Origin of the sequence: Ollibium composti (assembly GCF_004801285.1) — a bacterium.
Lineage (GTDB): Bacteria > Pseudomonadota > Alphaproteobacteria > Rhizobiales > Rhizobiaceae > Mesorhizobium > Mesorhizobium composti.
The window spans coordinates 54,749-73,636 of the sequence record NZ_SSNY01000016.1 but is presented as its reverse complement, the minus strand read 5'-3'; the positions used below and the strand labels follow the sequence as shown (position 1 = coordinate 73,636).

Annotated in this window: 18 protein-coding genes; 11 read left to right on the top strand and 7 right to left on the bottom strand. The window is 64.9% G+C overall.

The features are described from left to right. Window positions 1–81: 81 nt before the first annotated feature. Window positions 82–555, bottom strand: a complete 474-nt coding sequence (locus tag E6C48_RS20975) for a peroxiredoxin (RefSeq protein WP_136360142.1) — start codon at window positions 553–555, stop codon at window positions 82–84. A gap of 112 nt (window positions 556–667) precedes the next feature. Between E6C48_RS20975 and E6C48_RS20970 the strand changes: the two genes are divergently transcribed. Next, entirely contained in the window at window positions 668–4,063 is a 3,396-nt protein-coding gene (locus E6C48_RS20970) for a DUF3971 domain-containing protein (RefSeq protein WP_136360141.1), read from the top strand. Window positions 4,064–4,210: 147 nt separating this feature from the next. On the opposite strand, the gene tyrS is transcribed toward E6C48_RS20970, so the two are convergent. Beyond that, window positions 4,211–5,464, bottom strand: a complete 1,254-nt coding sequence (gene tyrS, locus E6C48_RS20965) for a tyrosine--tRNA ligase (RefSeq protein ID WP_136360140.1) — start codon at window positions 5,462–5,464, stop codon at window positions 4,211–4,213. A 100-nt stretch (window positions 5,465–5,564) separates the two neighbouring features. Here tyrS and E6C48_RS20960 point away from each other — a divergent pair, with 100 nt between their 5' ends. Then, complete coding sequence (locus E6C48_RS20960; RefSeq protein WP_136360139.1) at window positions 5,565–6,713, top strand: anhydro-N-acetylmuramic acid kinase; 1,149 nt, start codon at window positions 5,565–5,567, stop codon at window positions 6,711–6,713. A gap of 207 nt (window positions 6,714–6,920) precedes the next feature. Here the strand turns inward: E6C48_RS20960 and E6C48_RS20955 are convergent, their stop codons facing one another. Beyond that, complete coding sequence (locus tag E6C48_RS20955; RefSeq protein ID WP_136360138.1) at window positions 6,921–7,577, bottom strand: FMN-binding negative transcriptional regulator; 657 nt, start codon at window positions 7,575–7,577, stop codon at window positions 6,921–6,923. Window positions 7,578–7,667: 90 nt separating this feature from the next. Continuing rightward, window positions 7,668–8,342, bottom strand: a complete 675-nt coding sequence (locus E6C48_RS20950) for an alpha/beta hydrolase (RefSeq protein WP_136360137.1) — start codon at window positions 8,340–8,342, stop codon at window positions 7,668–7,670. A 243-nt stretch (window positions 8,343–8,585) separates the two neighbouring features. Between E6C48_RS20950 and E6C48_RS20945 the strand changes: the two genes are divergently transcribed. The 7 genes from E6C48_RS20945 to E6C48_RS20915 all read left to right on the top strand — a co-directional run bounded on the left by E6C48_RS20945 (window position 8,586) and on the right by E6C48_RS20915 (window position 15,531). Next, the gene (locus tag E6C48_RS20945; RefSeq protein ID WP_136360136.1) at window positions 8,586–9,743 is read left to right on the top strand and encodes a cysteine desulfurase family protein; all 1,158 of its coding nucleotides are present in this window, start codon (window positions 8,586–8,588) and stop codon (window positions 9,741–9,743) included. A gap of 197 nt (window positions 9,744–9,940) precedes the next feature. Beyond that, a complete protein-coding gene (sufB, locus tag E6C48_RS20940) occupies window positions 9,941–11,476 on the top strand; it encodes a Fe-S cluster assembly protein SufB (protein WP_136360135.1) in 1,536 nt (511 codons plus the stop codon). 24 nt (window positions 11,477–11,500) lie between these two features. Continuing rightward, window positions 11,501–12,256: a Fe-S cluster assembly ATPase SufC gene (sufC, locus tag E6C48_RS20935; RefSeq protein ID WP_136360134.1), complete on the top strand. Its 756-nt coding sequence runs from the start codon at window positions 11,501–11,503 to the stop codon at window positions 12,254–12,256. 4 nt (window positions 12,257–12,260) lie between these two features. After that, on the top strand, window positions 12,261–13,526 hold the full coding sequence (gene sufD, locus E6C48_RS20930) for a Fe-S cluster assembly protein SufD (protein WP_136360133.1): 1,266 nt from the start codon (window positions 12,261–12,263) through the stop codon (window positions 13,524–13,526). Further along, the gene (locus E6C48_RS20925) at window positions 13,519–13,911 is read left to right on the top strand and encodes a VOC family protein (protein WP_136360132.1); all 393 of its coding nucleotides are present in this window, start codon (window positions 13,519–13,521) and stop codon (window positions 13,909–13,911) included. The genes sufD and E6C48_RS20925 overlap by 8 nt, the downstream gene beginning before the upstream one ends. Continuing rightward, window positions 13,904–15,145: a cysteine desulfurase gene (locus tag E6C48_RS20920; RefSeq protein WP_136360131.1), complete on the top strand. Its 1,242-nt coding sequence runs from the start codon at window positions 13,904–13,906 to the stop codon at window positions 15,143–15,145. The genes E6C48_RS20925 and E6C48_RS20920 overlap by 8 nt, the downstream gene beginning before the upstream one ends. Further along, window positions 15,142–15,531, top strand: a complete 390-nt coding sequence (locus E6C48_RS20915; RefSeq protein WP_407941034.1) for an SUF system Fe-S cluster assembly protein — start codon at window positions 15,142–15,144, stop codon at window positions 15,529–15,531. The genes E6C48_RS20920 and E6C48_RS20915 overlap by 4 nt, the downstream gene beginning before the upstream one ends. Window positions 15,532–15,582: 51 nt before the next feature. On the opposite strand, the gene E6C48_RS20910 is transcribed toward E6C48_RS20915, so the two are convergent. Continuing rightward, window positions 15,583–15,894 carry a DUF1236 domain-containing protein gene (locus E6C48_RS20910; RefSeq protein ID WP_230978895.1) on the bottom strand — a complete coding sequence of 104 codons (312 nt, stop codon included), beginning with the start codon at window positions 15,892–15,894 and terminating at the stop codon, window positions 15,583–15,585. Window positions 15,895–16,075: 181 nt separating this feature from the next. Between E6C48_RS20910 and sufA the strand changes: the two genes are divergently transcribed. Further along, a complete protein-coding gene (sufA, locus tag E6C48_RS20905) occupies window positions 16,076–16,474 on the top strand; it encodes a Fe-S cluster assembly scaffold SufA (RefSeq protein WP_136360128.1) in 399 nt (132 codons plus the stop codon). A 332-nt stretch (window positions 16,475–16,806) separates the two neighbouring features. On the opposite strand, the gene E6C48_RS20900 is transcribed toward sufA, so the two are convergent. Beyond that, window positions 16,807–17,304 carry a GFA family protein gene (locus E6C48_RS20900; protein ID WP_136360127.1) on the bottom strand — a complete coding sequence of 166 codons (498 nt, stop codon included), beginning with the start codon at window positions 17,302–17,304 and terminating at the stop codon, window positions 16,807–16,809. 113 nt (window positions 17,305–17,417) lie between these two features. Between E6C48_RS20900 and E6C48_RS20895 the strand changes: the two genes are divergently transcribed. Continuing rightward, window positions 17,418–17,741 carry a TfoX/Sxy family protein gene (locus tag E6C48_RS20895; protein ID WP_136360126.1) on the top strand — a complete coding sequence of 108 codons (324 nt, stop codon included), beginning with the start codon at window positions 17,418–17,420 and terminating at the stop codon, window positions 17,739–17,741. A 199-nt stretch (window positions 17,742–17,940) separates the two neighbouring features. Here E6C48_RS20895 and E6C48_RS20890 read toward each other — a convergent pair whose 3' ends face one another. After that, window positions 17,941–18,858: a pseudouridine-5'-phosphate glycosidase gene (locus E6C48_RS20890; RefSeq protein WP_136360125.1), complete on the bottom strand. Its 918-nt coding sequence runs from the start codon at window positions 18,856–18,858 to the stop codon at window positions 17,941–17,943. Between the last annotated feature and the right edge of the window lie 30 nt (window positions 18,859–18,888).

Below are 18,888 nucleotides of genomic sequence, written 5' to 3'. Positions count from 1 at the left end.
CCGATTTAAACATTGTTAGGGTTAACAAAGCTTTTCCGCATGGCCGTCGAAGGTGGCCGCGCCGGTGTCGGTCCTGCCGGCTCAGGAGAGCAGGCTTCTCACCGCTTCCAGGACGGCTTCCGCATGGCCCTTCACCCGCACCTTTCGCCAGACCCGGGCGATGCGGCCGTCCTTCCCGATCAGGAAGGTTGTGCGTTCGACGCCCATGTAGCGGCGGCCGTACATCTGCTTTTCGACCCACAGGCCGTAGGCTTCGATGACTTTTCGCTCCTCGTCGGCCACCAGATCAACGCCGAGGCCGTGCTTGGCCTTGAATTTGTCATGTTTCTTGGTGCTGTCGGGGGAGAGGCCGATGACCGCCGCGCCGGCCTTCTCGAATTCCGGCCTGAGCCGCGAAAAGTCGATCGATTCGGCGGTGCAGCTTGTCGTGTCGTCCTGCGGGTAGAAGTAGAGGACGACGGGCCTGCCGCGGAAGCCGGAAAGCCGCAGCGAGCCACCGCCGTCGCGCGGAAGATCGAAATCGGGCGCCATGTCGCCCACGTCGAGATCAGCCATGCCGGGAGCCTTGTTTGAGGTTACTGGACTTTAAGGTTACGGGGCATGGCGCCACCGATATAGTGTCGAACGGGGATTCGTCCACGATCGAGTTCGCAAAACGGAAGATTGCGTGGATCAGGAGCTGCCACGGCACGAAAAGATCAGGTTCCGGCGCCATGAGATAACCGACCTTGGCGCCATGCCGTCGGCATGCATGGTGCCTCCGCTCGGGCAGGCGGCGATAGGCCGTGGGTTCCGCATCCTGGCCAGGATCGCCTTCGGCGCGGTCATGCTGGCCGTCGTCGTGGCGCTCGCCGTCTACGTTATCGGCGCCTCAGGCATCGGCTCCGAGCGATTGCGCGCGACGGCTGAGAAAGCCATCGAGGACCTTGCCGGCATCGACGTGAACATGGCGCTTGGGCCTGCGCGCATCACGCTGGACGGTTCCAGCTTCCTGGCGCTCGAGGTCGGCGACGTCAGCCTGAAGACTGCCGATGGGAAGCCGATGGTCGACGCCGCTTCCATGCGCTTCGGCGTCCGCTTCCTTCCCCTGCTGTCGGGGGAGGTGCACCTGACCAGTGCACGCATAGCCGACGCGCATATCTCGCTCGACGCCATGCCTGCGGGCGATGGCGACTGGGCCGCGCATTTGCGCAATGCCGACGGGTTGCTCGATCCGGACAAGGTGTCGGCCGCCGTGTTCGACGCGGTGCGCGAAGCGCTCGGCGCCGTTCGCCGGGACTCCCTGCGCGAGATCGGGCTGACTGATGTCGAGTTCGCCTTGCCGGCCGGGGCGGGCGTGCAGACCGTCCATGTCGCCTCCGCTATCGTCTCCCAGAGCGGGCCGGGCAAGATGAACGTCGTCGCCGAAGCGGCCGTCGACGGCCGTGCGCTTGCCCTCAAGGCCGCCGCCATGCGCGATCCGGCCACGTCCCATATCGACGACCTGAGCCTGGACGTCACCTTGGCGCCGCCGGCAGGCCGCACGCAGGACAAGGCCATGTCCGGCGGCAGGCTGGGCGAGCTTGCCCTGCACCTGACCGGTTCAGAAGGCAGCGATGACGCCGATTCCCGTCTGGCGGCCTCGCTGTCGCTCGCCGACGGCGCGCTGGACCTGGGCAAGCACGGCGTGATCGACGGCGACATCTCGCTCGACGGCAGCCTGATATCGGGCACCAACAAGATCTCGATCGACCGTTTGCTGGTGAAGACCTGGCGCTCGACATACAATTTCGTTGGCTCGATCGGACCTAAGCCGAGGGATACCGCGACCGGCGGGGAAGAGCCGTCCTACCGCTACGATTTCACCAGCGACGGCTCGACTTTGGCGCCGGAGGATTCGCCCGAACCGGCGCTCGCTTTCCTTGCCCGCGTCGCCGGCGAGTACCGGATCGAAAGCCGCAAGCTGGTCGCCGACACCATCGCGCTGCGCTCCGGCCCGGTCGGCGAAGTGCGCGGCGATGCCGCCGTCGCCTTCGTCGCCGGCGAGGCGCCCGGCGTGTCGCTGGATCTCAGCGTGCACGACATGCCGGTCTCGCACGTCAAGCAGCTCTGGCCATGGTTCTCCGCCCATGGTGCCCGCACCTGGGTGCTGCAGAACCTGTTCGGCGGCCGGGTGGTCGACGGCAACGTGCAATATCACGTCGCGCCGGGCCGCGCCGGCAATGGCGTGCCGCTCGGACCCGACGAGGTGTTCGGGCGTTTTCGCATCGACGGCTCCCGCTTCGACACCGCCGGCACGATCCCGCCCGTGCGCGATGCCGTCGGCGCGGTCGAGTTCCATGGCAACAGCGTCGACATCACACTGGATTCGGGCAGCGTCTACATGCCGAGCGGCCGTGTCGTCGCCGCCTCCAACGGCATCCTCAAGGTGCGCAACGCCAACGAGCCGCCCGTCGTCGGCGCGCTCGACATCGACGTCGAGGGCGATGCGCCGGCCATCGCCGAACTCGCCTCCTACGAGCCGATCAACGCCATGCGCCATGTCGGCATGATGCCGGAGGACCTGTCCGGCACGGTCAAGGGCAACGTCAAGGCCGATATCCCCCTGCAGCACGGCGTCGACACCAGCAAGTTGGGCTTCCTGGTGTCGCTCGACTATCGGGACCTCGCGCTGGCCAAGCCCGTGGACGGCCAGATGGTGACGGAAGCCGACGGCACCATCGTCGTCGATCCCGACAAGGCGCTGGTCGAGGCCGATGCGAAGCTGAACGGCATCCCGGCCGAGATCGACATCACCGAGCCACTGGAAGACAGTGGGCCGCCGCGCAGCCGCAAGGTCCTGCTGGTGATCGACGACAAGACCCGCAACGCCGTCATGCCCGGCCTTTCCACGCTGCTTTCCGGCACGGTGAAGGTCGCGCTGGACAAGAACGACGACGGCAGCCAGGCCGTCTCGGCCGACCTGACGGCCGCCAAACTGATGATTCCCTGGGCCGGCTGGAGCAAGGGCGCGTCCGTGCCCGCCGACGTGACCTTCACGATGAAGGACACCGGCGCCACCACCACGCTGTCGGACTTCGACCTGTCCGGCAAATCCTTCCAGTTGGACGGCAAGGTCGTGCTTAGCGGCGGTCACCTCGTCTCGGCCGATTTCGACCGCGTGCGGCTCAACCGCGGCGACGACGTCGCCGTTTCGGTCAAGCATTCGGCCAAGGGCTATGCGGTCAGCATCGACGGCGATGCGCTGGATGCGCGCCCGCTGATCAAGCAGTTCATGTCCGACAGCGGCACCGCGAGCACCGGCGCCGGCTCGGACCCCATTACCGTGAGCGCCAATGTCGGTTCGCTGACCGGCTTCCACGACGAGAAGCTGTCCAACCTGACGCTGAGCTACAGCACCGCCGCCGGCAAGGCGGCCGGCCTGCAGGCGAATGCGACGACGAGCGCGGGAGCCGCGTTCACCGTCAGCGATACGGGCGGGCAGGGCCGGTCGCTGTCGATGAAGTCGGCCGATGCGGGCGCGGTGCTGCGTTTCCTCGACATCTATGAGCACATGCAGGGCGGGGCGATCGCGCTGGCCTTGTCCGGCAGCGGCAAGGGACCGTTGACGGGAACGATCGACGCCCGCGATTTCCTCGTCGTGAATGAGCCGAAGCTCGCCTCCATCGTGTCGACCAGGCCGGCCAACGATACCCGCAGCCTCAACCAGGCCGTCAAGGGCAATATCGATACCTCGCGCGTCAGCTTCGAGCGTGGCTATTCGGAGGTCGAGAAGGGCGCCGGCTACCTGAAGCTGAAGAACGGCCTGCTGCGCGGGCCGACCATCGGCACCACCTTCCAGGGCACGCTCTACGATCAGAACAACGACATGGATATGACCGGCACCTTCATGCCGATCTATGGCCTGAACCGCATCTTCGGCGAATTGCCGCTGGTCGGCGCGCTGCTCGGCAATGGCCGCGACCGCGGCCTGATCGGCGTCACCTTCCGGCTGCGCGGCAACGCCAACAGGCCGGTGCTCGACGTCAACCCGCTGTCCGTCATCGCCCCCGGCATCTTCCGGTCGATTTTCGAGTTTAGGTGAGGGGCCAGGCTTCCTTCTCCCCGTTTACGGGGAGAAGGTGTCACGAAGTGACGGATGAGGGGCGGCGTAAACCTTCGCGAGGCAGGCGCCGCCCCTCACCTGCCTGCCGGCATCCTCTCCCCGTGAACGGGGAGAGGAGAGCAGCTCCTACACCACCCTGACCAGAATGTGTTTTTTCTTGCCTAATGAGAGCTTTAGCGCGCCTTCCGGACTCAGGTCCTGAAGCGTCACGGCGCGCCGGTCGTCCGAAACCGGCTCGTCGTTTAGCCGCACCGCGCCGCCCTGCACATGCCGGCGCGCCTCGCCGTTCGAGCCGGCGAGCCCGGCCTTCACGAACAAGGCAAGGATGCCGATGCCGGCCTCCAGTTCGGCGCGTGGCACCTCGACCGAGGGCAGGCTGTCGGCGGTCACGCCGTCCTCGAAGGTCTTGCGCGCCGTCTCCGCGGCCTGCTCCGCGGCCTGCCTTCCATGCAGCATGGCGGTGATCTCGGTCGCCAGCACCTTCTTGGCCTCGTTGATCTCGGCGCCGCCGAGCGCCGCCAGCCGCGCTACCTCATCAAGCGGCAGGGTCGTGTAGAGTTTCAGGAAGCGGCCGACGTCGGCGTCCTCGGTGTTGCGCCAGTATTGCCAGAAATCGTAGGCCGACAGCATGTCCGGGTTGAGCCAGATCGCGCCGCTGAGCGACTTGCCCATCTTGGCGCCGGAGGCGGTGGTGAGCAGCGGCGAGGTCAGCGCGAAAAGCTGCGGCGTGCCCATGCGATGGCCGAGGTCGATGCCGTTGACGATGTTGCCCCACTGGTCCGAGCCGCCCATCTGCAGGCGGCAGTCGGTGCGCTTGTTCAGTTCGACGAAGTCGTAGGCCTGCAGGATCATGTAGTTGAATTCGAGGAAGGACAGCGATTGCTCGCGCTCCAGCCGCATCTTCACGCTGTCGAAGGAGAGCATGCGGTTGACCGAGAAGTGACGGCCGACGTCGCGCAGGAACTCCAGGTAGTTGATTGACGTCAGCCAGTCGGCGTTGTTGATCATCAGGGCGTCCTTTGGCCCGTCGCCATAGGTCAGGTAGTTGGAGAAGACTCGTCTGATGCCGGCGATGTTGGCCGCGATGGTCTCGACGGTCATCAGTTGCCGCGCCTCGTCCTTGAAGGACGGGTCGCCGACCATGCCGGTACCGCCGCCCATAAGCGAGATCGGCCGGTGGCCGGTCTGCTGCAGCCAGTGCAGCATCATGATCTGGATCAGGCCGCCGGCGTGCAGGCTGGGCGCCGTCGGATCGAAACCGATATAGGCCGTCACGGTTTCCTTTGCGAGGAGGTCGTCGAGGCCGGTTTCATCCGAAATCTGGTGGATGAAGCCGCGCTCGGACAGGATGCGCAGGAAATCGGACTTGAAGGCGGGCATGGCTTCTACTTTCGGGACGGACCGGCCGCATGCGGCGGTGACAGCAACGATGGCGCGCGTTTAGCATCCTGCGGCAAGGAATCACAAGAACGGTGGAAAGATGAGCGAACTCTGCGCCATCGGCCTGATGAGCGGCACATCCATGGACGGCATCGATCTCGCCGTGCTGCGCACCGACGGCGAAAACGCGGTCGAGCGCGGCCCGTCCTTCTTCGTTCCCTACGAGGCGGCCTTCCGCCGCCGCATCGAGGCAGGGCTGGAGGACGCCAAACGGATCGATAAGCGTGATGAACGGCCGGGTGATCTGGCGGCGCTCGAGCGCAACATCACGCTGCGCCATGCCGAAGCTGTAGCGACGTTCCGGGCGAAACTGCGTGACGATGCCCGCTGGGGTCGGTCGGACCTGATCGGCTTCCACGGCCAGACCGTGCTTCATCGTCCCCATGTCGGCCTGACCGTGCAACTGGGCGACGGGCCGCTGCTGGCCGGAAAAACCGGCCTGCCGGTGGTCTACGACATGCGCGCCAACGACATGGTTCATGGCGGGCAGGGGGCGCCGCTGGTGCCAGCCTATCATGCGGCGCTGGCGCGCGCGTTGCCGGCGGTGGCGTCGTTTCCAGTGGTATTCGTCAACATCGGCGGCATCTCCAACATCACCTTCGTACCGGAAAAGGGGGATCCGGTCGCCTTCGACACCGGTCCCGGCAACGCGCTGATCGACCGGTGGGTGCAGCGCGAAGGCGGCGTGCCCTTCGACGCCGGCGGGGCGATCGCCAGCGAAGGCGGCGTGTCGCGCCCGGTGGTGGAACGCTATCTGGAAAAATCGTTCTTCAAGCTGCCCGGGCCGAAATCACTCGACCGCAACGATTTCACGTTGGCCGAGGCCGAAGACCTGGCACTGGCCGACGGCGCCCGCACGCTGGCCGCCGTCTCCGCCGAGGCGATCCTGAAATCGGTAAAACACCTACCGCAATCGCCGAAGCTGTGGATCGTCTGCGGCGGCGGCCGCAAGAACCCGCACATCGTCGGCGACTTGCGGGAAGGCGCTGCGCGGCTGGGCGCCGAGGTGATGCTGGCCGAAGATGCCGGCCTCGACGGTGACGCCACCGAGGCAGAGGCCTGGGCCTATCTGGCGGTCAGGGCGCTGAAAGGCCTGCCGCTGACCTTCCCGGCGACGACCGGATGTCGCGAGGCGGTCAGCGGCGGGGTGATTGCGAGAGCGGACGGGCTGCCGGGTCGATCGGCTTGACTTGGCCGTTAGATCGACCCCCACTCCGTCTTGCTTCGCAAGCCACCTCTCCCCCATTCGACGGGGGAGAGGAAACGCCGGCCGCCAGCTTGGCGCCTTTCCTCTCCCTTTTGAGGGGAGAGGTGGCTCGGCGAAGCCGAGACGGAGTGGGGGTGACAGCGCTGCGCTCTGTATTTTGTCTAAGCATGCGTAATGCGTCGCCCCGCTTCACGCCCCGTCCAATCCGCCAAACGCCCGCACCAGTCCCGCCATCTCATGCGCCGAAACATTGTCCTGCTCGGCCTCCAGCCCGGCCGCCACGCCGGCTCGGTCGGCGACGGGGCGATTCTGGCTGACCTTCCACTTGCCGTCGATGGCCGTGATGTCGATCTCGATGCCGACGATGCCCTTGATCTGCGAGGCGATGAAGGCGTCCGGCGCATCGGAGACCGCCCATGGCTCGGCGCGGCCGCTCTCGTGGCGCGTGGTCAGCGCGTGGATCTGTCCGGCCAGCCAGTCAGCGTCCTCGATAACGCGCGCCGTGCCGCGCACCTGCACCATGGCGTAGTTCCACGTCGGAACCACCTTGCCGGTCTCGCGCTTGGTCTCGTACCAGGACGGCGTGATGTAGGTGTTGACGCCCTGGAACACGACCAGCACCGGCAGCGCCGGATTGTCCGCGATCTGGCGCCAATGCGGATTGGCGCGGGCGACATGGGCGTTGAGCCGCCCGTGCGGGCCGGCGTCGGCGTCGAGCAGGAACGGCACCGGATCGGCCATTGGTCCGTCAGGCGCGACCGAGATCATCAGCCCGAGCGGATGGGCGCGGATCAGCGCATGCAGGATGTCGGGGCGCGTCTCGCGGAAAAGCGGCGGCTGGTACAAGTAAGCCTCCAGTGTAGGCCTTCAAAGGAAGGCCTGCACCATAGTCTCTGCTGTGCCAATTTCTTGAGCCAGATGGCTGCCGCCGCTATCCTAGCGCAGCCGCTTCGGCCGCGGGTCGGCGAGCTCGCCGTTGAGCCGCCGGTCGAGATAGTCGGCGCACTCGTCCAGAAGCAGCGCCGAATCGTTGGAGAAGAAGTGGTTGGCGCCGGGAATGGTCTTCTGCGTGATGGTGATGCCCTTTTGCGTGTGCAGCTTGTCCACCAGCCCCTGCACGTCCTTGGCCGGCGCCACCTTGTCGGCGTCGCCATGGATGATGAGGCCGGACGACGGGCAGGGCGCCAGGAAGGAGAAGTCGTAGATGTTGGGCTGCGGCGAGATCGAGATGAAGCCTTCGATCTCCGGCCGGCGCATCAGAAGCTGCATGCCGATCCACGAGCCGAACGAATAGCCGGCCACCCAGCAGCTCTTGGAATCGGGATGCAGCGACTGCACCCAATCGAGCGCGGCGGCGGCGTCCGACAACTCGCCGGTACCGTGGTCGAATTCGCCCTGGCTGCGGCCGATGCCGCGGAAATTGAAGCGCAGCGTGGTGAAATTGCGCTTCTGGAACATATAGAAGAGGTCGTAGACGATCTTGTTGTTCATCGTCCCGCCGAACTGCGGGTGCGGATGCAGGACGATGGCGATGGGCGCGCTCTTTTCCGTCGAAGGCTGGTAGCGGCCTTCCAGGCGTCCGGCCGGTCCGGCGAAAATGACCTCTGGCATCGAATACTCCACTTGGCATACACTGGCGGCGGCGCCTTCAACAATTCCGCCCCTGGACAATTCCGATCTGCGTCAGATCGGTTCTTGACGCAGGGCCAGCGCCTTCTTAGAAGCTAGTTTAGAATTGTTCAAAACTTTGGTGGACTGTCCACCAGTGCCGCGAACGCGTAGATAGGACGGCTCGCCTTGGAATTTCAAGGAAATAACGCGCTGTCCTGACGTTGCGACATGACAGGATGCCCGATGGCCGCACGCGCCTACCTCGACCATAACGCCTCCGCGCCGCTCAGCGACGCGGCGCGGGTGGCCGTGGTCGCGGCGCTCGGGGCAGCCAACCCCTCGTCGGTGCACAGCGAAGGCCGCGCCGCCCGCCGCATCGTCGAGGATGCGCGCCGCGCCGTGGCGGCCCTCGTCAACGGCAGGCCCGAGCACGTCGTCTTCACTTCCGGCGCCACCGAGGCCGCCACGACGCTTTTGACGCCTGATTGGCAGATGGGCCGCGCAGCGCTTCGCATGGGTCGTCTTTACGTCTGCGAGGCCGACCATCCCTGCCTGCTCTCCGGCGGCCGCGTTCCGGCCGGGCAGGTGACGCGGATCGGCGTCGACGGCGACGGCATTCTCGATCTTGCAGCCCTTGAGGCAGCACTTGCCGCGCATGACAAGGCGGACGGCCTGCCGCTGGTGGCGGTCCACGCAGCCAACAACGAGACGGGCGTGATCCAGCCGGTCGAGGAAATCGGCAGGATTGTCAAGGCGGCCGGCGGTGTCCTGATGCTCGATGCCGTGCAGGCGGCAGGGCGCATTCCGCTCGATATTTCAGCCGGTTCCGTCGATTACCTGATTCTCTCCTCGCACAAGATCGGTGGGCCGAAGGGCGCCGGCGCTATCGTCGCCGCCGCCGACCTGATGATGCCGAAGCCGTTGGTCGTCGGCGGCGGGCAGGAGAAGGGCCATCGCGCCGGCACGGAAAACCTGCCTGCCATCGCCGGCTTCGGCGCGGCGGCGAGACAAGCGCTCGCCGCGCTGGATGCGATCGAGGCGGTGCGTGCCCGCCGCGATGCCGTGGAAAGCCTCGTTTCCGAACTGGTGCCGGACGCCGTTTTCTTCGGCGCCAGTGCGCCGCGTCTCGCCAATACGAGTTTCTTCGCCATCCCCGGCATGAAGGCCGAGACGGCGCAGATCGCCTTCGACCTCGCAGGCGTGGCGCTGTCGGCCGGATCGGCCTGCTCGTCGGGCAAGGTCGGGCCGAGCCATGTGCTGAAGGCGATGGGCATCAGTGACGGGCAGGGCGCGCTGCGCGTGTCGATCGGCCCGGCGACGACCGACGAGGATATCGAATTGTTTCGCACGGCGCTGGCAGGCATTGCCGCGCGCCGGGCGGGAACGGAAAAGGCGGCGTAAGCCGTCGGGCGGCGGCCTCCGGGCCGCGTCCAGGGAGGAAAAAGCCGGGTTTCGCCTGGCAGAGCGGTGCGTGTCGAATTGGCCGGGTGAATTTCCGGTGCGGACGCACTATATCGAACTTACTCCGTCAGTTTGGCTGGCGGTGCCAGAGTTCAAAAACGGCCGGGCCTTGAACCCGGCATGGATGGAGAACGCCGATGCCTGCTGTGCAGGAGACGATCGATCAGGTCCGCCAGATCGATGTCGATCAGTATAAATATGGATTTGAGACCGAGATTGCCGTCGACAAGGCGCCCAAGGGCCTGTCGGAGGATATCATCCGCTTCATCTCGGCCAAGAAGAACGAGCCGGACTGGATGCTGGAATGGCGCCTCGACGCCTATCGCCGCTGGCTGACCATGGAAGAACCGACCTGGGCGCGCGTCGAGTACCCCAAGATCGATTTCCAGGACATTTTCTATTACGCCGCGCCGAAGAACCAGTCCGGGCCGAAGTCGCTCGACGAGGTCGATCCCGAACTGCTCAGGACCTATGAGAAGCTCGGCATTCCGCTCAAGGAGCAGGAAATCCTCGCCGGCGTGAAGAAGGCGGCTCCGGCAGAAAGCGTGGACGACGAGGACGCGGATGCGGCCAACGACAACGTCTACAAGTCCGGCCGCGTGGCGGTGGACGCCGTGTTCGATTCCGTCTCGGTCGTCACCACCTTCAAGAAGGAGCTGGCCAAGGCCGGCGTCATCTTCTGCTCGATCTCGGAAGCCATCCGCGAGCATCCGGAACTGGTGAAGAAGTATCTCGGCTCGGTCGTTCCTGTGTCCGACAACTTCTACGCCACGCTGAATTCGGCGGTCTTCACCGACGGCTCCTTCGTGTTCGTGCCGAAGGGTGTACGTTGCCCGATGGAGCTTTCCACCTATTTCCGCATCAACGAGAAGGGCACCGGCCAGTTCGAGCGCACCCTGATCATCGCGGAAGAGGGGGCTTACGTCTCCTATCTGGAAGGCTGCACGGCGCCGCAGCGCGACGAGAACCAGCTTCACGCCGCCGTGGTCGAGCTGATCGCGCTAGACGATGCCGAGATCAAGTATTCGACGGTGCAGAACTGGTATCCGGGCGATGCCGAGGGCAAGGGCGGCGTCTACAACTTCGTCACCAAGCGCGGCGATTGCCGCGGCGACCGCTCGACGATCTCGTGGACGCAGGTGGAGACCGGTTCGGCGATCACCTGGAAGTATCCGTCCTGCATCCTGCGCGGCGACGACAGCCAGGGCAATTTCTACTCGATCGCCGTCTCGAACGGCTATCAGCAGATCGATTCCGGCACCAAGATGCTGCACCTCGGCAAGAACACCAAGAGCCGCATCATCTCCAAGGGCATCGCCGCCGGTTTCAGCCAGAACACCTATCGCGGCCAGGTTTCGGCCCACCGCAAGGCGACGAATGCGCGCAACTTCACCAACTGCGACTCGCTGCTGATCGGCGACAACTGCGGGGCGCATACCGTGCCCTATATGGAGGCCAAGAACTCGACCGCCCAGTTCGAGCACGAGGCCACCACCTCGAAGATTTCCGAGGACCAGAAGTTCTACGTCATGCAGCGCGGCATTCCCGAAGAGGAAGCCATCGCGCTTATCGTCAACGGCTTCGTCAAGGACGTCATCCAGGAGTTGCCGATGGAGTTCGCCGTCGAGGCGCAGAAGCTCATCGGCATCTCGCTCGAAGGCTCCGTCGGCTGACCAACGAATTTTCAGGAAGAACAAATGCTTGAGATCAAGAACCTGCACGCCCGCATCGCAGACGAGGGCACCGAGATCATCCGCGGCCTGAACCTGACCGTCGCCAAGGGCGAGGTCGCCGCCATCATGGGCCCGAACGGCTCCGGCAAGTCGACGCTGTCCTACATCCTCGCCGGCCGCGAGGACTACGAGGTCACCGAGGGCGACATCCTGTTCAACGGCGAATCCATTCTGGAGATGGATCCGGCCGAGCGCGCGGCGAGCGGCATCTTCCTCGCCTTCCAGTATCCGATGGAGATACCGGGCGTTGCGACGATGGAATTCCTCAAGGTGGCGATGAACGCCCAGCGCAAGGCGCGCGGCGAGGAGCCGCTGAAGGTTCCGGAACTGCTGAAGAAGGTGAAGGACGCTGCCGGCACGCTGCAGATGGACATGGGCATGCTGAAGCGCCCGCTCAATGTCGGCTTCTCAGGCGGCGAGAAGAAGCGTGCCGAGATTCTGCAGATGAAGCTCCTGGAGCCGAAGCTGTGCGTCATGGACGAAACGGATTCGGGCCTCGACATCGATGCGCTGAAGATCGTCTCCGACGGCGTCAACGCGCTGCGCTCGCCGGACCGCGCCATCGTCGTCATCACGCACTACCAGCGCCTGCTGGAGCACATCGTGCCCGACAGCGTGCACGTTCTCTACAAGGGCCAGATCATCAAGTCCGGCGACAAGTCGCTGGCGCTCGACCTCGAGGCCAACGGCTATGCCGGCGTGATCGGAGAGGCTGCGTAAGGCCATGAACATCCAGACGCCCATCAAGAACACGCCGGCGGAGCTGGCGCTGATCGACGCCTTCGGCGAGCGGCTGGCGCTGCTGCCGGGCGATGGCGAGGTCATGCTGAAGCGTGACGCGGCGATCGAGGCGATCAAGGCCGGCCTGCCGACGCGTCGCATCGAATCCTGGCACTACACCGATCTGCGCCGCCTGCTGACGAAGGTTCCGGCCTTCGACGCCGGCCTTGAGGCGAAGCCCGTCGCGCCGCTCATCGAAGGTTCGCCGGTGCTGACCGTGCTCAACGGCGTTGCCGGCAAGCCTGTGGCGATCGAAGGCGTTACCGCGACCCCGGTGGCCGAAAAGCTCGGCGACGGCACCTATGCGCCGGCACTCGGAGCCCAGGGCGCGGACGATGCCATCGGCGCACTGAACAGCGCCTTCGTCGCCGACGGCTGGCTGCTCGAGATCGCCGACGGCACCGTGCTCGAAAAGCCGGTCGAAGTGCAGAACGTGCAGGCCGGCGGACAGGTCCACACCCGTTTCGCGGCGAAAATCGGCAATGGCGTGACCGCCACCATCGTCGAGCGGCAGACCGGCAGCGGCGACGCGCTGGTCTCGTCGGTCGACAACGTCGTCATCGGCGACGGCTCCGAGGTGACCTGGCTGATCGTGCAGGAGCAGCCGGATACGGCGACGCATTTCGGCCAGTTCAACGCCTGGATCGGCAAGGACGCCAAGTTCACCCTGTTCGTCATGAACGCCGGCGGCAAGCTGGTGCGGCAGGAAATCCGCGTCGTCACCAAGGGCGAGGGCTCAGACTTCCAGCTGCGCGGCGTAGACCTGTTGCATGGCGACACGCACACCGACGTCACCATGGTGCTGGACCACGCCGTGCCGAACACGGGTTCGCGCGAGATCATCCGCAACGTCGTCACCGGCAAGGCGCGCGGCGTCTTCCAGGGCCGCATCAACGTGCATCAGGTGGCGCAGAAGACCGACGCCAAGATGGCCTGCAACACGCTGTTGCTCTCCGACGACGGCGAATTCTCGACCAAGCCGGAACTGGAGATCTTCGCCGACGACGTCGCCTGCGGCCACGGCGCCACCGTCACCGAGATCGACCACGCGCATCTGTTCTACCTGATGGCGCGCGGTATCGACGAGAAGACCGCGCGCGGCCTTCTGGTGAAGGCCTTTGTTGCCGAGGTGATCGAAGAACTGGAGGACGAGGCGCTCGTCGAGGCGCTGGAAGCCAGGCTCGACGGGTGGTTCGCGGAACATGGCTGAGCTGCCGGTATCGCTCGATCACAGTGTGATCCACGTTTCCGACTGGGATCGGGCGAAGGCGTTCTATACCAAGGTCATCGGCGCCGAAGCGATTGCGCGCGAAGGCGGTGCCTACGTTTTCCGGCTGGGAAGCCAGCAGTTGAACTGTCATGGGCCGGGCGTGAAAGCCGAGCCGCTGGCGCGCATCCCGGTCCAGCCCGGAAACAGCGATCTCTGTTTTTGCTGGAGCGGTTCGATCGAGGACGCGGTTGAGCATCTGCGCGCCAACGGCATCCCGGTCGAACTCGGTCCGGTGCCGCGCCTCGGTGGGCAGGGCAAAGGCACCAGCGTCTATTTCCGCGATCCGGACGGATCGCTCATGGAGTTCATAAGCTACCATGGATAAGGCGGTCGAAACCCTTCCTTACGACGTCGAGGCGATCCGCCGCGATTTCCCGATTCTCGCGCGCGAGGTGTACGGCAAGCCGCTCGTCTATCTCGACAACGGCGCTTCCGCGCAGAAGCCGCAGGTGGTGCTGGACGCCGTCCAGCACGCCTATCGAGAAGAATACGCCAACGTCCATCGCGGCCTGCATTTCCTCTCCAACGCCGCCACCGACGCCTATGAGAAGGCGCGCGAATCGGTGCGCCGCTTCCTCAATGCGCCGAGCCCGGACAATATCGTCTTCACCTCCAATTCGACCTCGGCCATCAACACGGTGGCCTACGGCTGGGGCATGCCGAACATCGGCGCCGGGGACGAGATCGTCGTGTCGATCCTCGAACACCACTCCAACATCGTGCCGTGGCATTTCATCCGCGAGCGGCAGGGCGCGAAGCTGGTGTGGGTGCCGGTGGACGACCTCGGCGCGCTGCATGTCGAGGATTTCGAGAAAAGCCTGACGGACCGGACAAAACTCGTCGCGATTACCCATATGTCGAACGCGCTGGGCACGGTGACGCCTATCAAGGAAATCTGCCGGATTGCGCACGAGCGCGGCATTCCGGTGTTGGTCGACGGCTCGCAGAGCGCCGTCCATATGCCCATCGACGTACAGGACCTCGACTGCGACTGGTTCGTCTTCACCGGCCACAAGGTCTACGGCCCGTCCGGTATTGGTGTGCTCTACGGCAAGAGGGAGCGGCTGGAGGCCATGCGCCCCTTCATGGGCGGCGGCGAGATGATCGAGGAAGTGACGCAGGATGTCGTCACCTACAACGACCCGCCGCATCGCTTCGAGGCCGGCACGCCGCCCATCGTGCAGGCGATCGGGCTCGGCGTTGCGCTGGACTATATGGAAAGCGTCGGCCGCGAGCGCATCGCCGCGCACGAGGCCGACCTGAAAAAATACGCCCACGAGCGGCTCCGCTCGATCAATTCACTAAAAATCTTCGGCGACGCGCCGGGCAAGGGCGCCATCGTCTCCTTCGAGTTGCAAGGCATCCACGCGCACGACGTGTCGATGGTCATCGACAGGCAGGGCGTGGCAGTGCGGGCGGGCACCCATTGCGCCCAGCCGCTGTTGAAACGCTTCGGCGTCACCTCAACATGCAGGGCGTCGTTCGGCATGTACAACACCCGCGCCGAGGTCGATGCCCTTGCCGATGCGCTGGAAAAGGCGCGAAAGTTCTTCGGATGACGACCATGGATGAGACGACCCTTTCCGAGCAGACGCCGGCCAATGTTCCGGTCACGACTTCGACCATTCCCGCCGACGAACTGGCGCGGCTGACCGACGACATCGTTTCGGCGCTGAAGACGGTCTACGACCCGGAAATTCCCGCCGACATTTACGAACTCGGCCTCGTTTACAAGATCGACATCGAGGACGACCGCTCCGTCAAGATCGACATGACGCTCACGGCGCCCGGCTGCCCGGTCGCCGGCGAGATGCCCGGCTGGGTGGAAAATGCCGTCGGCGCCGTGGAAGGCGTGTCCGGCGTCGAGGTTTCGATGGTGTTCGATCCGCCGTGGACGCCCGACCGCATGTCGGAAGAAGCGCAGATCGCGGTGGGTTGGTACTGAGGACAGGCAAACAGCGCCGACATCGCTGCCGGCGCTGCTCTGTGTCTGCCGTCAGTTGAGAATCTCGACGATCTCGCGCGTTTCAGGGTCGACGAGCACGTCATGGCCGTCGACGACCATGTAGTCGTAGCGTTTTTCAAGGCCCGGCGCGTCAAGCGGGCTGACCATCACGCTGTCGGGGACGACGGTGCCGACGGCGAGGTTGAAGTCGTCCGGCAGCACGACCGGAGCGGGCGGTTGCTTGATGATGTATTCGCGCACGACGGTTCTTTCTTCCGGCTGAAGGACGACCGTTTGGGCAAAGGCGGCCGAAGCGGTGGTGGCGAGCAGGGCACCCGCGATAAGAAAATTCCGGATCAGCATTTTAGCCTCCATTGATATGACCCGAACCCAATGCCGGGGAAGGGAGGCGGTTCCGCAAAAGTGAAAAGTGTTACGGACGATCACCAAAAGGAATAGCCCTTGCGACGTGGCACAAACTTCACCATTTTAGGCAAGGATTGGTCCGGCAGGCCTTGAACCTGCACAGGATGGAGAATTGAGCATGGGACGCTTCGCCGTCATCAGCATGACCGAGAAGGCCGCGGATCGCGTGCGCGAAATCGTCGCCAGCCGCGACGATGTGAATGGTGTCCGGGCTCACGGCATCCGCCTTGGCATCAAGAAGGGCGGCTGCGCCGGCATGGAATACACGGTCGATTTGGTGACCGAGCCCAGTCTCAAGGACGACCACATCGAACGCGACGGCGCGCATGTCTATGTCGCGCCGGAAGCGGCCCTGTTCCTGCTCGGCACCGAGATGGATTTCGAGGTGACGACGCTGCGCACCGGCTTCACCTTCCGCAACCCGAACCAGTCTTCCGCCTGCGGCTGCGGCGAATCGGTGGAACTGAAGCCGGCCGACCTCAAGGCGCTCGCCGAAGCGCGGGCCAGCGCCGCGTAGTGCGTCCTTCGAGGCTCGCTGCGCTCGCACCTCAGGATGAGGAGCGTTTCAGCCAATTCTCACTGGAGAACCGTCTTAGAGCCCTTTTGAAAATTCCGTGAGGCCGGGCTGCAAACAGCGTCCGGCTGTGCTCCGGTGCTCACGTACTTGATGTACGCTCCGCTCCGGTGCTCGCCAGCCGCCGTTTTCGCCACGGCCTGACTGTTTTTCAAAAAGGCTCTCAGGCGAAACTCAGCGGCAAGGCCGTACACCAACCCTTGTCTGACGGCCATCGCACCACTTCCCTCATCCTGAGGTGCGAGCGCAGCGAGCCTCGAAGGACGCACCGAAACTCATTCAATCCACATGCCCGTCCGTTTGTGCCAATCCGCGATCGACTCCTGCGGATAGACGTCGAACGCCTTGTCGCCGTCGGCGATAGCCGGCTCCACCCAGTTCGCCTTGTATTTCAGCATCAGGTGCGTGCGCTCCTTCGGTATCGGCAAGTCGGTATCGACCGCCGAGGCGAAGGGATGCACCAGCTCGGGCCATGTCGGATCGTAGAGCCAGAGCGCGGTGCCGCAGCGGGTGCAGAAATTGCGCTCGCCGGTCGAGGTTTCGCAGACCGGATGTTCCTCGTCCTCGATTTCCGCACGATAGACGCCGAGATTTTCCCTGCCTTCGATCGCCAGCGTGTCGTTGATGGCGCCGAGGTTGATGGCGTATCCGCCGCCGCCCTGCTGCTTGCGGCAGATCGAGCAATAGCAGAGCTGGTAGGGCGCGGGCGTGTGGCTCTCGACCTGAAAGCGCACGGCGCCGCAGCGGCAGGAGCCTTTGAGCAGCATGGGCATGGGCGGTTCTCCTCGATTGACGGGCGCACGATAGCACCGGTGCGTTCTCAACTTGTCAGCAGCGTTTCGGTTGCCGGCATGACAGCAGCCAAGCCGCGTGAGATGATCGCCCCATGGACGACGAACGCATCCGCGAACTCTTCGACGGCTTGGGGCCTGTCACCATCCGCCGTATGTTCAGCGGCAAGGGCATCTACCACAACGGCGTCATCTTCGCTCTGATCCTGCGCGGCGAGCTGATGCTGAAGGGCGACGACGAGATCGCCGCCGAATACGAGGCGGCCGGCGGCCGGCACTGGACCTACCTCAACAAGCGCCACGGCCGCGAGGTCGCCATGCCCTACTGGACAGCGCCCGAAAGCGCGTTGGACGATCCCGACGAGATGGCGCTATGGGCACGCAGGGCCTACCAGGCGGGACTGCGGAGCGAGAAGTAGGGCCGGTCCGCCGTACGTCCTTCGAGGCTCGCTCCGCTCACACCTCAGGATGAGGGAAGTGGTCCGATGGCCGTCATGCAAAGGTTGGTGTATGGCCCTGCCGCTGAGTTTCGCCTGAGACGGTTCTCCAGTGTGGGGCCAAAACGGTCCTCATCCTGAGGTGCGAGCGGAGCGAGCCTCGAAGGACGTACGGCAAACTTTACAGCGCCTTCGCCACCCGTGCCGCGACCCGCGCGTTGTTTTCCACCAGCGCGATGTTGGTCTTCAGGCTGCGGCCGCCGGTGAGCTCAAGGATTTTCCCCAGCAAGAACGGCGTCACCGCCTTGCCGACGATCTTCTGCGCCTCGGCCGCTTTCTGCGCCGCTTCGATATAGCCGGCCATTTCGGCGGCCGGGATTTCGTGGTCTTCCGGCACCGGGTTGGCGACCAGCATGCCGCCTTCCAGCCCGAGCGCCCGGCGGACATTGAATAACTCGGCGATCTTTTCGGGCGAATCGAGCATCAGCGGCGCGCGGAACGGCGACTGCCGGGACCAGAAGGCCGGCATCACCTCGCAACCGTTGCCGATCACCGGCACGCCGCGCGTCTCCAGCACCTCCAGCGTCTTTTCGATGTCGAGGATCGCCTTGGCGCCGGCAGAGACGACGATGACGGGCGTGCGCGCCAGTTCGTCGAGATCGGCCGAGATGTCGAAGCTCTTTTCCGCCCCCTTGTGGACGCCGCCGATGCCGCCGGTGGCGAACACCTTGATGCCGGCAAGAGCGGCGCAAATCATGGTGGCCGCGACCGTGGTACCGCCGGTACGCCCTTCGGCCACCGCGAAGGCGAGGTCGGCGCGCGACAGTTTCATGGCGTCGACCGTCATGGCCAGCGATTCGCGCTCGCCGTCCGACAAGCCGATCTTGATGCGGCCGTTGACGACGGCGATGGTGGCCGGCACGGCACCCTCTTCGGTGATTATCTTTTCCACGTCCGCCGCCATCGCGCCGTTGTCGGGGTAGGGCATGCCATGGGTGATGATGGTCGATTCCAGCGCCACCACCGGACGCTTGGCGGCAAGGGCCTCGGCCACCGGCGGGTGGATGTCGACGAAGGGGCGGGCGCTTTCAAGCATCATGGTCATCTCCGGGCGCCGGCGTGGCGCGCC

Coding starts and splice junctions, on each gene's coding strand:
- E6C48_RS20975 (WP_136360142.1), bottom strand. CDS start 555: ATGGCTGATCTCGACGTGGGCGACATGGCGCCCGATTTCGATCTTCCG.
- tyrS (WP_136360140.1), bottom strand. CDS start 5,464: ATGCCCGCCTTCAAGTCCGATTTCCTGCGCATCCTGTCCGAGCGCGGC.
- E6C48_RS20960 (WP_136360139.1), top strand. CDS start 5,565: ATGAGCGAACTCTGCGCCATCGGCCTGATGAGCGGCACATCCATGGAC.
- E6C48_RS20950 (WP_136360137.1), bottom strand. CDS start 8,342: ATGCCAGAGGTCATTTTCGCCGGACCGGCCGGACGCCTGGAAGGCCGC.
- E6C48_RS20945 (WP_136360136.1), top strand. CDS start 8,586: ATGGCCGCACGCGCCTACCTCGACCATAACGCCTCCGCGCCGCTCAGC.
- sufB (WP_136360135.1), top strand. CDS start 9,941: ATGCCTGCTGTGCAGGAGACGATCGATCAGGTCCGCCAGATCGATGTC.
- sufC (WP_136360134.1), top strand. CDS start 11,501: ATGCTTGAGATCAAGAACCTGCACGCCCGCATCGCAGACGAGGGCACC.
- sufD (WP_136360133.1), top strand. CDS start 12,261: ATGAACATCCAGACGCCCATCAAGAACACGCCGGCGGAGCTGGCGCTG.
- E6C48_RS20925 (WP_136360132.1), top strand. CDS start 13,519: ATGGCTGAGCTGCCGGTATCGCTCGATCACAGTGTGATCCACGTTTCC.
- E6C48_RS20920 (WP_136360131.1), top strand. CDS start 13,904: ATGGATAAGGCGGTCGAAACCCTTCCTTACGACGTCGAGGCGATCCGC.
- E6C48_RS20915 (WP_407941034.1), top strand. CDS start 15,142: ATGACGACCATGGATGAGACGACCCTTTCCGAGCAGACGCCGGCCAAT.
- E6C48_RS20910 (WP_230978895.1), bottom strand. CDS start 15,894: ATGCTGATCCGGAATTTTCTTATCGCGGGTGCCCTGCTCGCCACCACC.
- sufA (WP_136360128.1), top strand. CDS start 16,076: ATGGGACGCTTCGCCGTCATCAGCATGACCGAGAAGGCCGCGGATCGC.
- E6C48_RS20900 (WP_136360127.1), bottom strand. CDS start 17,304: ATGCCCATGCTGCTCAAAGGCTCCTGCCGCTGCGGCGCCGTGCGCTTT.
- E6C48_RS20895 (WP_136360126.1), top strand. CDS start 17,418: ATGGACGACGAACGCATCCGCGAACTCTTCGACGGCTTGGGGCCTGTC.
- E6C48_RS20890 (WP_136360125.1), bottom strand. CDS start 18,858: ATGATGCTTGAAAGCGCCCGCCCCTTCGTCGACATCCACCCGCCGGTG.